Annotated in this window: 8 protein-coding genes; 2 read left to right on the forward strand and 6 right to left on the reverse strand. The window is 47.7% G+C overall.

The genetic code is table 11. From position 1 onward, the window contains the following. Positions 1-77 precede the first annotated feature (77 nt). Positions 78-1,010, forward strand: a complete 933-nt coding sequence (locus LZG74_RS08790) for an aldo/keto reductase (protein ID WP_233796170.1) — start codon at positions 78-80, stop codon at positions 1,008-1,010. A 51-nt stretch (positions 1,011-1,061) separates the two neighbouring features. Here the strand turns inward: LZG74_RS08790 and LZG74_RS08795 are convergent, their stop codons facing one another. From LZG74_RS08795 to LZG74_RS08810, 4 genes are all read right to left on the reverse strand, one after another. Further along, entirely contained in the window at positions 1,062-3,320 is a 2,259-nt protein-coding gene (locus LZG74_RS08795) for a xanthine dehydrogenase family protein molybdopterin-binding subunit (RefSeq protein WP_233796171.1), read from the reverse strand. After that, complete coding sequence (locus LZG74_RS08800; RefSeq protein WP_233796172.1) at positions 3,317-4,312, reverse strand: xanthine dehydrogenase family protein subunit M; 996 nt, start codon at positions 4,310-4,312, stop codon at positions 3,317-3,319. Before LZG74_RS08800 ends, LZG74_RS08795 begins: the two co-directional genes overlap by 4 nt. Further along, entirely contained in the window at positions 4,309-4,833 is a 525-nt protein-coding gene (locus tag LZG74_RS08805; protein ID WP_233796173.1) for a (2Fe-2S)-binding protein, read from the reverse strand. The genes LZG74_RS08800 and LZG74_RS08805 overlap by 4 nt, the downstream gene beginning before the upstream one ends. Before the next feature lie 131 nt (positions 4,834-4,964). After that, complete coding sequence (locus LZG74_RS08810; protein ID WP_233796174.1) at positions 4,965-6,215, reverse strand: styrene monooxygenase/indole monooxygenase family protein; 1,251 nt, start codon at positions 6,213-6,215, stop codon at positions 4,965-4,967. 193 nt (positions 6,216-6,408) lie between these two features. Between LZG74_RS08810 and LZG74_RS08815 the strand changes: the two genes are divergently transcribed. Continuing rightward, positions 6,409-12,003, forward strand: a complete 5,595-nt coding sequence (locus LZG74_RS08815) for an AAA family ATPase (RefSeq protein ID WP_233796175.1) — start codon at positions 6,409-6,411, stop codon at positions 12,001-12,003. Positions 12,004-12,022: 19 nt separating this feature from the next. Here LZG74_RS08815 and LZG74_RS08820 read toward each other — a convergent pair whose 3' ends face one another. Further along, positions 12,023-12,340, reverse strand: coding sequence for an Hpt domain-containing protein (locus tag LZG74_RS08820; RefSeq protein ID WP_233796176.1), 318 nt, complete (start codon positions 12,338-12,340; stop codon positions 12,023-12,025). A gap of 3 nt (positions 12,341-12,343) precedes the next feature. Beyond that, entirely contained in the window at positions 12,344-13,036 is a 693-nt protein-coding gene (locus LZG74_RS08825; protein WP_233796177.1) for a response regulator transcription factor, read from the reverse strand. Positions 13,037-13,082: the final 46 nt, after the last annotated feature.

The following is a 13,082-nucleotide window of genomic DNA, read 5'->3' on the forward strand; positions in this document are numbered from 1 at the left end:
TTTTTGATTCGTGGGGTAATTTTTAGGATTGTTGTGTAAATTAGGCCATGTAAGCTTTTTTATCCTGCCCTTTAAATATGAAAGATTCGTTTTCCCGTCGTGATGTTATCAAAAGCATTGGCCTTTCCAGCGGTGCAATGCTGTTAAATCCATTGTTCTCTCATGCAAAACCGGAACAGAAAATAATGATACAAAGAACAATCCCTGCCAGCGGTGAAAAACTTCCGGTAATCGGTCTTGGTTCCTGGCAGCAATTCGATGTAGGTCAGGCTGCTAGCGAAAGAGCCGCATTGACCAAGGTTTTGCAGGAAATGGAGACATTAGGCGGCAAGCTGATCGACGCGTCGCCTATGTACGGGCGTGCAGAAGAGGTGATCGGCGCGCTTACCACCGAGTTGAAAAACAATGACAAGTTTTTCTTCGCTACCAAAGTCTGGACAACCGGGAAAGAGCAGGGGATAGCGCAAATGAATGATTCGTTCAGAAAAATGGGGCGAAAGAAGATTGAGCTGATGCAGATCCATAATTTGCAGGATTGGCAGACGCATTTAAAGACATTAAAAGACTGGAAGGCGCAGGGAAAAATAAAATACATCGGAATTACGCATTACACAGATTCTGCACACGCCAGGCTGGAACAGATCGTGAAGTCAAAGGAAGTCGATTTTGTCCAATTCAACTATTCCATCCGCTCGCGGAATGCCGAGAAAAGTCTGCTGAATGCGGCCAAAGATCATGGAGTGGCCGTGATCATCAACGAGCCATTTGAGCAAGGCGCATTATTCAGGGCGGTCAAGGGCAAGGAATTGCCGGCCTTTGCAGCTGAATATGATATCAAGAGCTGGGCTCAGTTTTTTTTGAAATACATTGTCAGTCATCCGGCCGTAACCTGCGCCATTCCCGGAACTTCGGATGTAAAACATGTGACCGATAATTTGGGGGCGGCCCTGGGCAATCTTCCCGACGAGGCCGGAAGAAAAAAAATGATTGAATGGATCGAGAAGGCATAAAAAAAGCGTGGCGATCAAACGCCACGCTTTTTTTATGCCTTTCAAAGTGTTTTAAACCGAAACCTGATTTTGATCGTCTTCGGCGATTTGAAGCACTTTGTCCATAGTGATAGGCAGGTTCCTGACGCGGACACCGGTTGCATGGAACACCGCATTGGCAATGGCTCCTGCCACTCCAATAATCCCAATCTCCCCCACGCCTTTGATACCCAAAGGATTCACAATGTCGTCCTTCTCTTCCACGAAGATCACTTCGATATCGTTAATGTCCTTATTTACCGGCACGTGGTATTCGGAAAGATTGTGGTTCATAAACCGCCCGTACTGGTGATCCATTTTGCTCTCTTCCTCCAATGCCTTGCTGATTCCCCAAACAACGCCGCCCAGGATTTGACTTCTTGCCGTTTTCGGATTGAGGATCTTTCCCGCCGCGACCGCGCATACGACGCGTGTCACACGGACGATCCCGAGATCTTCATCCACTTTCACCTCCGCAAAAACTGCCGCGTGCGAATTAAAAGTGTACTTCATTTTGTTAATCGGGTTTGGGCCGCTGGTTGAGGTTTCCTCAATGCTGTTAACGCCCGCAAGCCGCATCAGGTCAACAATTGATATAGACTTCAAGCTGCCATTTGGGTCCGACAACATTCCCGAATCAAACGAAATGCCCTTCGGATCAGCATTATAGAAAGGGGAGCCTTTGGTTTTGACAGCCATTTTTGCCAGCTTCTTTCTCACATCTTCACATACGCCTTTCACGGCTGCGCCCACCGAAGCTGCCGTCCATGAACCACCCTCCAGCGGCGCAAGCGGCATATTGGTATCTCCCAGTTTGAATGTAACATCTTCGATTTTCAGGCCTAAACTTTCTGCCGCAATCTGCGTCATAATGGTGTAAGTGCCGGTTCCAATGTCCGAAGTTCCGCTGCTTACCACCAGCTTCCCGTCAATAGATAGTAAGGCTTTTGCCCGGCAAGGCATCTGGAATGCATCCCAGGCAGCAGTAGCCACTCCCCAGCCGATCAGCTGGTTTCCTTCCCGCATTGAGCGCGGTTCGAGGTTTCTTTTGGTCCATCCGAATTTTTCTGCACCTTCCCGATAACATGCGATCAGCTCTTTACTGGAAAATGGTTTTCCTTCGGTCTGGTCCTCATCCGCATAATTTTTGAGTCGGAAAATCAACGGGTCCATTTTTAGTTCATAAGCCAATTCATCCATTGCACTTTCCATCGCATGCGCACCTGTAACAGCGCCCGGCGCACGCATATCCACAGGCGTATACATGTCCAGCCCCACCAGATCATATTTCAATTTGACATGATCACAATTATACATTGTCCCAGACCAGTTTACGATGATCTCTGTATAGTTCTCAAACCTGGAAGTTTCAGAGTATGCTTCGTGCGTAATGGATTCCAATGTGCCATCCGCAGACGCACTAAGGGCAACATTCTGCATAGTAACCGGCCTGTGCCCGAATGTGAACATCTGTTGGCGGGTCAACCCCACCTTAACAGGTCTTTTTAATTCAAGCGCAGCAAGCACAGCCATAAAAAGCTGGTATTGAGGCCGTAGTCCGGATCCGAAAGCGCCGCCAACGTACGGCGAAATGATCCGTACATCCTTATACGCCAGTCCGAATACATTACCAATGTAAAACTGGCAATTGGAAACCCCCTGCGTTTTATCATAAACGGTCAGCTTTTCATTTTCCCAGATGGCCGTGGTTGAAAACAGTTCCATAGGGTTATGATGCTCTGCTCCGTGCTGGTAAGAACCGGACATCTTGAATTCCGCCTGCTCATACGCTTCTTCTGCATTACCACGCGATTTGGGCTGAACAAAACCTATTTTCCCGGACGGCGCCTTGTATGCATTTTCGAGGTTTTGGATCAGATCGGTCGTAAATCCTTCTTCCTGATATTCCACTTTCACCAATGAGGACGCATATCTCGCCAGCTCGAAAGTTTCGGCCACGACTAATGCGATAGGCTGACCACTGTAAATGATCTTATCGTCATGCAAAGGCCGGAACGGAGAGCCGGTCGGCGCATCCATATCCTTATATTTAATGCTAAACCAAGGCAGGCCGGAAACATTCTCATGTGTGAAAACCTGCAAAACGCCTTTCAGCGACATGGCTTGCGAAGTATCAATGTTTAAGATTTTTCCTTTTGCAATGCTGCTGGATACAATGTAGCCGTACAGCATGCCTTCCACTTTAAAGTCGGCTGAATATCTGGCGCTGCCCGTAACCTTCGCCAGTCCGTCCACCCGGCTGACGGGCTTTCCTATATATTGCGTTTTCATAGATTTTCTCCTGTTTTGAGCGCCTCATTCAAAGCACGTACGATTGCTCTTTTGGCCAATTCGATTTTGAAAGTGTTACCACCAAAACCAATTGCACCTGTAAGCATGGTTTCGGCCAGTTCCTGGAAATTCTCCGTAGAAGCCGTTTTTCCGATATAACTTTCCTCCACATCCCTGCGCCGCCAGGGCTTATGCGCAACGCCGCCCATCGCAACGCGGATATCCTTGATCACATCCCCGTCCAGATCCAGAGCCGCTGCTACGGAAACGAGTGCGAATGCATAGGACTGCCTGTCGCGGACTTTCAGATAAAAAATGCTTTTGGTAAAATTGCTTGGAGGAAGATCAATGGAAGTAACCAGTTCTCCCGGAGAAACATTGGTATCCAAATGGGGTGAATTGCCGGGTAACCGATGGAAATCAGCAAATTCTAATGTTCTGTCGCCATTAGGGCCAGAAATATTCACCTTCGCATCCAGTGCCGCAAGGGCCACGCACATGTCGGAAGGATGCGTGGCAATGCATTGCATGCTCGTTCCCAGAATGGCGTGAATGCGATTGATGCCGTTGATTGCTGAACAACCCGAGCCAGGCTCACGCTTGTTGCAGGCAGTGGCCGTGTCATAAAAATAATAGCAGCGCGTGCGTTGGAAAAGGTTGCCGCCATTGGTAGCCATATTGCGCAACTGCGGCGAGGCACCGGCCAGAATAGCCTTGGAAAGCAGGGGATAGCGTTGCTCCACGAGTTCATTCCATGCTGTGTCGGCGTTGGTAACGAGTGCACCGAGCCGTAATCCGCCGTCCTCATGCTCAGTGATGTTAGCCAGGTCAAGCCGGTTAATGTCCGTCAAATGATCCGGTTTCATCACATTTTCCTTCATCAGGTCCAGCAAATTGGTGCCGCCTGCGATGAACTTGCCATGTTCATGAACTTGAATGTCCGCCACAGCTTCTGCGACGTCATAGGCTTTATTGTATGAAAAACTGTTCATGCCATTTTCGATTTAACATCCATAATGGCTGCATTAATGTTGTTATAAGCACCGCAACGGCATATATTGCCGCTCATGAGTTCCTGCACATCTTCCAAAGAATCAGCCCGGCCCTCATTGAGCATTCCCACCGCAGAACAGATTTGTCCCGGCGTGCAGTAACCGCACTGGAAAGCGTCGTGCTCTATAAATGCGTCTTGCAAAGGATGGTTAACTGTGCCGTCCGAAAGCCCTTCAATGGTTGTGATCGCCTCGCCGTCTTTCATTACAGCAAGTGTCAGGCAGGAGTTAATGCGTTTGCCGTTAATGAGCACCGTGCAGGCGCCGCATTGGCCATGATCGCATCCCTTTTTGGTCCCGGTAAGACCGGCGTATTCCCTGATTGCATCGAGAAGACTGACCCAAGGTTGCAATTTGAGTTTGAAAAACTGGCCGTTGATAGTTAAATTAACTAATTCATATTCAGGCAATCCTTGCTTTTTCTGGATTGGTGCATCCAAAACCGTTGCGTCATTTTTCATACATGCAAATGGTGAATAGTTGTTGATTATGCCTGGATGCGTAAAAAACTATTCCTCCATGAAAGCATGCTTAAACGGGCATAAATATGGGGGTTATGGGAAACGTAGTCCCGTAATCCTGAGCGTGGGTTTTAAGCGACCGATTCCAGCGACGCCGTTTTACTGGTAATATATTTATGCGCTTCGTCCGCATCATCAAGCCATGGAAAAAGGCTTGGCGGATGGTTGAAGCCATTTACAAAATCAGATGCGATTTCCGAATTTTGACTGGCCGCAGCCAGAATATCGAATGCATGTGGTGACGGGGGAGACAGGAATATATCGCAGAACCGGTTCACATGTTTAGAATATTCCCAGAAATCGTCAAAAGTCTGGTTCATCCATGCCACATCAAATGGCTTATCCCCATGTGCAATGATTGCTTTTGCATAAGCATTGGCCATTTTGGTCGCATTATTGCCGCCTTGCCCAACGATCGGATCATTCAGGATCACCGTGTCGCCGATTCCGAGGACGGCAGCCGTTGAATTGAGTTGCACAACCGGCTTGCGCACGACAGGTGCGAACGAGCCTTTCAGAAAAGCATCATCGCGGATGATTTCAGCATTGGCAAAGGCTTCGTAACGCCACGGAAGCACCTCGCGGATCATTTTCTTTGCTTTTTCCAGTTGCTCGCTACCAGATTTTACGTCGTCAAAAACATCCATAGGACCTCCCGGAACGCTTTCTACCAGCATGAATGAGCATTGAATGTCGTCCTTTTGATAAAACGGGGCTGTAATGATCTCGCCAGCTCCCATAACCGCGTCCAATGTAATGGAAGTGAACTTGGTTTTGCCGGGATGTTCGAAGTTATTAATGTGTAATTGCAGCAGTTTGCGGGCAGGTTTATCTCTTGTGGATTTGGCCTCGTCGCGCTGGAAAAGCTTGGCGAGCGGCCCCTTGCCGGAAGAAACCACAACGAGATCGAATTGCTCCGTACAAGCCAGCAGGTCCGATGGCGTCGTGTCGCTGACGATGAACTTGCCGCCGTTTCTTTCAAAGAGTTTGATCCACTGATAGAATTTCAAGCGCTGATCGATAGACACGCCCGGTTTGCTGGTTTTGGAGTTGATACTCAAAGCGAGATTGCCGTCAGGCATTCCGAAATTGATGTTAAAGCCCGTCGAATGATAGGCTGTGTCACTCCAAAGGTCAAGCCCAAGCTCTTTTTCAAGCTGCAAAGTGTCGTTGAACAAATATGTAGCGCCCGTTGGCGGGCCATTGAAGATCTCTCCTGCCGATCTTTCCGAAATGATGGTCACGTCGTAACCACTTTTCAAAAGGCGGATTGCCAGATGCAAACCTGATTGCCCGGCACCCATGATCGCGATTTTTCTCATTGTATAGAAGGTTAGTTCATTTTGATGTTACAAATCTACCCTTCGTCACCATTTCATAATCTAAGCAAAAATTAAAAAGTATAAAAAATTATAAAAATCCGCATGTCGCTGTTTCAGTTCATAAACGGGGATACTACTTTTATTAAGTGCAGTGATAATGTGGGGTTTGTATTAAAACAAAAGACTTATACGCATGATATCCATTCCTGGTTACGAGATCGTCAGTGAAATTTACAAAGGCCCATCGCATGCACTATATAAAGCGGTGCGGACAGTGGATTCGAGCCCGGTAACATTGAAAGTCGCCACGTTTCAGGAAACTTCGGATCCGATCTTTGGGGCCTTCGAAAGGGAATTCAGCACGGGTTATCAGCGTTTTTTTAATTCTGTTTTAAAATATACTCAAAAAACAAGGTTCGAAAACAAGCTGATCCTGGAAATGGAGCCGTTTGACGGCCTGGCGCTGGAACATTGGCTTGTGCGGCAACGGCCTTTAAGCCAGCGCATTGAAATATGCATTGCACTTGTGAAGACGCTGGAAGAGTTGCATTACGCTAATATCATTCACTGTGACCTCCAACCTGCGCATTTCCTGATTAAGCCGGAAACGTTGGAAATCAAATTAACCAACCTTAGTCCCAAGAGCGAAACGGAATTGGAATATATGTCGCCCGAGCAGTCGGGGCGGATGAATATCAAGGAGGATTATCGGTCTGACTACTATGCGCTTGGCGTCGCCTTCTACCGGATTTTCACGGGCAGGTTGCCATTTGCACATTCGGATCCCAATGAGCTGGTGCATTCACACATTGCCAAACAACCTATATTGCCTTCCGTCATCGATCCCGAAATCCCGGCGGTTGTTTCGGAACTGGTCATGCGCTTGCTGGAAAAGAAGCCGGAAGCGAGATATCAGACTACGAAAGGCATCCGCCATGACCTCAAAGCGAGCCTGGATTTTTGTCCTTCGGGCCGGGCCACGCCGTTCCAGGCCCGCCGATTCGATACACCCGGCCGGTTTGAAATCCCGGGGCGGTTGTATGGGAGAGAGCCTGAGATCCAAAACGTGCTGAATGCATTCCAACGAGCATCTTCGAAAAATGAAATGGTGCTGGTGTATGGAAATTCCGGAATAGGGAAGTCCTCGCTGGTGGCGGAAGTGCAGGATATACTCACGTGCCGGGGAGCACTTTTTGCAACTGGAAAATTTGAACAATATGTTGAAAATATTCCGTTTGAAGCGGTTATTGAGGCCTTTGATCAGCTGATCACTCAGATTTCTGCCGTCGATCCCGAGGCGCTCCGCGGCTGGAAATGTGACATTATGCAGGCAGTGGGCGCTTACGGGCAAGTGATTGTGGACGTGATTCCAAAGCTTGAATTTATCATCGGCAAGCAGGCTGATGTTCCGCCGCTTGCCCCGGTAGAAGCGCAAAACCGGTTCATTAATGTCTTCACGAATTTCATCAATGTCTTTACCAAAAAAGAACATCCGCTGGTCATTTTCCTCGACGATCTGCAATGGGCCGACGCCTCAAGCCTGCGGTTTCTGAGTCGCGTGATGGGTTCGGTGGAGGGTAAATATCTCTTTATAATCGGTTCCTACCGGGACAATGAAGTGCCTGTGAACCATCCGCTTGCCGTTACGATCAGGGAAATGGAAGAAGCCGGTGCCAACTTCCGACAGCTGGGCCTTTTTCCATTGACCACAGGACAAATTTCATCGCTGATTTCTGATACATTTTCCTGCCCGCAGCACATTGCCGATACACTCGCAGAACCTATTTCCAGCCGGACCCTTGGTAATCCCTTTTTTATCAATGAAACACTCAGATCATTGTATAAGGATGGGCTGATCCATTTTGACCAGCAAGACAGAAAGTGGCTGTGGGATGCGCAGTCTATCATTGATTATGCCGATTCTGGCTCATCGCAAGAATTACTGACCAACAAGATCAACCGGCTTTCTGAGCATGCTAAACAGGCGTTGACCTGCGCCGCGTGCATTGGAAAAGAGTTTAATCTCGAAATGCTTTCGGCGCTGAATGATAAAACGCCGCAGGAAACGGGAGAGGATCTGAAAGAGGCCATTACCGAAAACCTGGTGCTGGTTTCCATGGAAAAGCCAAAAACGGATCGGGACAGATATCTTTTCAAAACGCGTTATACTTTCGTCCACGACCAGGTGCAGCAAGCTGCATACGCATTGCTATCCGACGGGCGAAAACAGGAACTGCACCTTGATATCGGCTATTTTATGCTGGAAAGATTGTCTCCGCATGAAATAGACAACCAATTGTTCAGCATTGTAAACCATCTCAACTTCGGTGCGGAAATAATTGATTCGGACAGCCAGAAGTACAAGATCGCACAGCTTAATTTTGATGCGGGTAAAAAAGCCAAAATCTCGGCCGCATATTCCGTTGCATTGGAATATTTCAGAACAGGAATGCGCTTTTTGAGTGAAAAGGATTGGAATGACCCGGAAATGCTGCTCAGGAATTTACATACCGAATATGCCGAATGTGCTTACCTGACAGGCGACATTGCAGCCACTGAAAGGCTTACCGCGACACTGCTTGAACACGCAAAATCTGTGGAAGAGCGCATGAATGCAAGCCAGCTCCGCATTCAGGCACTGATCTTCTCAAAAAATCTGGATGGTGCGATCCGGCTTTCACTTACGGTTCTGGCCGAATTAGGGATAAAATTCCCGTCCGTTCCCAACAATTTTCACATTCTGACCGCCTATGCCAAATCGAAGTGGCATTTGCGGGGAATGGCGATTGAAGATCTGGCAAATTTTCCCCAGATGCAGGATAACCGGATGCTGGCAGCCATGCGGATCCTGCAAAATATCACGGCCATTGCTTTTGTGAGAATCCCGCTGTTGTACCCGCTTATGGTGCTGAAAATGGTCGGCATGTCGGTCAGATACGGAAATGCGCCAGAATCTGCATTGACTTACATTACATATGGGGCCATCGTGAATGCGATTGAGACCCGGAACCCGGCGTGTTACAGGTTTGGAAAAACGGGTTTGAAGCTGCTGGAAGGCGTTTCAAACATTGCTATCAAGGAACGGACGATGCTTGTTTTCAACATCGTAAGCAGATCTTCCGGCGAACACATCAGCCACTCCCTTGAACCGCTGAAACGTGCATTCAAGGTTGGGATAGAGTTAGGTGACATTGAATATTGTGCCTATGCATCAAGCACTTATAGTTTCTTTTTGCTGCTTTCGGGCAAAAACCTCAACTGGGTTAAAGATGAAATGATCCAGTTCAACCATTTGCCCAAGTCCATTTCTATCGACCATATTTCCAATCAGAATGAACCGCTGATCCAGATCGTCTCCAATCTTTTGGGAGAAAATAATGATCCTACTTTGTTGATCGGCGATTACTTCAACGAAGGGAATAATTATTCCAACATTCTGACACTGAGCGACAAGACGCGCATTTTTGCCTGCTTTTTATACAAAATGATCCTTTGTTACCTGACCCGGGATCACGACAAAGGACTAGCCCATGCGGAAAAGGCCCTTGTTTATAGCCAGAATGTGAAAGGTTTACTCTTCCAGCCGCTATTCTGTTACTATTATGCATTGTTGAATTACGCTGTTGCAGGCAATAAGTCTTCGGCGGTAACACACAGAATTACAGGCAATAGATATAAAAAAATGCTTGAAAAATGGGCGCAGCAGGTGCCCGTCAATTTTCAGCACCGGTATACACTCGTGCAGGCCGAACATGCGCGTGTAAATGGGAAGAGTGAGCAGGCCGCGGTTTTGTATGATACGGCTGTAAGGCTTAGCAAAGAAAATGATTACTCTCAGGATGAGGCGCTTGCCAATGAGCTTTGCGGGAACTTCTGGATGGAAAAATCGCAGCCCCGCATTGGCTTGGTTTACATTCAGTCCGCGATTGAATGTTACCAAAAATGGGGCTGTGAGATCAAGGTAAGGCAGTTAAAGGAGCAATTCGGCGAGCAGCTGCGCTTGTCTCCCGACTTGTCCGAGCATGGCCAGCCAGCTAAGACAGCGGGCGGCAGCATTGGTTCTTCCTTGGATATTTCTACGTTAATGAAAGCCTCGACGGCCATATCCAGCGAAGTAGTTTTTGCGCGGCTGATGGAAAAGCTGATGAAGTTTGCTATCGAAAATGCGGGTGCACAATCCGGGTTTTTCATTCTGGACTGGGGCGGGAAGTTGTATATTGAAGCAAGCCAGTCGGTTTCCAATGATAAAAGTGATATACGTCAGATCCCACTGGACGGTTCCGGATTGGTGCCGGAAAGCATTATCGAGCATGTTTTCAGGACCAAAACCGATGTGATCCTCAATGATGCCAAGTCTGACGAGCAATTCAGTCAGGATAGCATTATTTCCGGAAACGACATCCGCTCTGTGCTCTGCATTCCGGCCATGAACCAGGGAAAGATCGTGGGCGTGCTTTATCTCGAAAACAACCTCACCACCGGCGCATTTACGCATGAGCGCACTGAACTGCTGAAACTGCTTTCTGGCCAGATCGCCGTTTCCATCGAAAACTCAATTTTATACGAAAACCTGGAAAAAAAGGTGGCCGTCCGGACGACCGAAATCCAGGTTCAGAAGGAGGAAATAGAGCGGCAAAAGATGCTTGTGGAGGAGAAATCCAAGTTTAAAGAGCAATTCTTTGCAAACATGAGCCACGAGATCCGCACGCCTATGACGGCCATCATTGGTATGTCAGAGCTGATCTTCGACACGCCGCTTAGCCCCCGACAGCTTGAATATGCCAAAGGAATCCGCTATTCGTCGGAGAATTTGCTGGCGATCATCAATGATATTCTGGATTATTCAAAAATCGAAGCAGGCAAGTTTTCATTCGTTCAAAAACCCTTTCATATACGCGACCGGATGAACCGTTTGGGATATATTTTGAAGGTTATCGCGGAGGAAAAAGGCATCGGCCTGGACATTTCGGTGGCAGAAGATGTCAGCGATCAGCTGGTAGGCGACCCGCTGAGGCTTCACCAGATACTGCTCAACCTGGCTGGTAATGCTGTGAAATTCACTGATTTTGGGTCGGTTAAAATCGAAGTAAAGCGCATATCAGCTGCCAGGGGCGTTGAAGAGTTGCTTTTTACGGTCAAAGACACAGGCATAGGCATTGCAAAAGAGAAATTGCAATACATTTTTGAAACATTCACGCGCCTCGACGAAGACCTGAACAGCAAGCAAACGGGAACCGGATTAGGCCTGTTTATCGCGAAGCGGCTTGTGGAGGAACAAGGTGGAGAAATGACGGTTTCCAGCCAGGTCCAGCAAGGCACCGAGTTCTCCTTTAACCTGTCATTTGAAGTTTGCGGCGGCAGTGAGGCCGATGATAATGAGGACCGCGATGACGGCGTTTCTCTTTCCGGAACGAGAATACTTTTGGTAGAGGATAACCTTTTCAATCAGGTTGTAGCGGAGGAAACATTGAAAAAATTGATCCCTGACGTGCAGATCGTCATTGCCGATAATGGCCAGATTGCGCTTCAGAAGTTACAGGAACACACATTCGACATTGTGCTCATGGACGTAAAAATGCCCGTTATGGACGGTTATAAGGCCACACGGGCGATCAGGGAAGGGGAGAAGGGCCGCCGAATCCCGATCCTTGCATTTACTTCAAACGCCAACCCGGCAGAAGCCCAGAAATGCAAAGAAGCCGGAATGGACGACTATATTACTAAGCCCATCGAAGCGAAAAAGTTGAAGGCAAGGATCAGGAGGTTGTTGGCGGGGGAAGTTGTTTGAACGAACGGGCAATGATCCCTTATTGTAATTCTTTTTCAGAAAGAATTTGGAATTCTTTATGGAAGTGTTCCAGTAAGGGTTTCAGCCGGGTTTTATCGCCGTTGTCCACTTCGAACTCCATGATCTTCATTTGCTCTGATAAGTTGGTTATTCCCATGTAGGCGAACTGGGTTTTGAGACTGTGGACCAGGTTGGAGAAGTTTTCCCAGTCTTCATTAGCGAGTGCTTCCTGGATTTCTTCGATCTGTTTCGGTGCTTGTTCGCGAAAGATCCGGACGAAGTTGCTGACCAGCCTTTCGTCGCCGTTCATGAGGTTGCGTAAAAAAGTAAGATCCATTTCCTATGCCTTGCTGATCAGTTTGTAACCTTCCCCATGCAGATTCAGGATTTCGACCTTGGAATCTTCTTTGAGAAACTTTCGGATCTTGCTTACATATACGTTGAGACTATAACCGCGAAACGCCTCTTCGTCTCCCCAGATTCCAAACATCGCCACTTCGCGGGTAAGGACCTTGTTTTCGTGCTCGCAAAGCATTTTCAGTAATTTGGATTCAATAGAAGTCAGCTTAATGACTTTATCCATCACGGCCAATTCGCGCAAGCCGGCATTAAAGCTCGAATATCCGATGTTGAATTGATCAATCACCTGTACTTTTTCATGGATTTTGACCCGCTTCAAAATGGCTCGGATGCGCAGATAAAGCTCTTCCATACTGAAAGGCTTGGTCAGATAATCGTCCGCGCCAATCGTCAGGCCCTTGATTTTATCTTCTTTCAGCGACTGGCCCGTGAGGAAGATAATCGGGATAGTCTCGTTCATTTCCTTGATTTCGGCGGCGAGCGTAAATCCATCCTTTTTGGGCATTTTCACATCCAGAACGCATAGGTCAAAAGGTTTTTGCTTAAATGCGTCCATGCCGGCCATCCCGTCGTGTTTGAGAGTGACCTTGCAGCCCCGCATTTCCAGGTATTCTTTTGTCAGCTCGCTATATTGTACTTCGTCATCAATCAAAAGCAAGTGCACGTCGTTCATACATTACATTTTTTGTAAAGAGCATTGAGTAATAAGTTCAGTTGGT

Source organism: Dyadobacter sp. CY327, assembly GCF_021390415.1.
Lineage (GTDB): Bacteria > Bacteroidota > Bacteroidia > Cytophagales > Spirosomataceae > Dyadobacter > Dyadobacter chenhuakuii.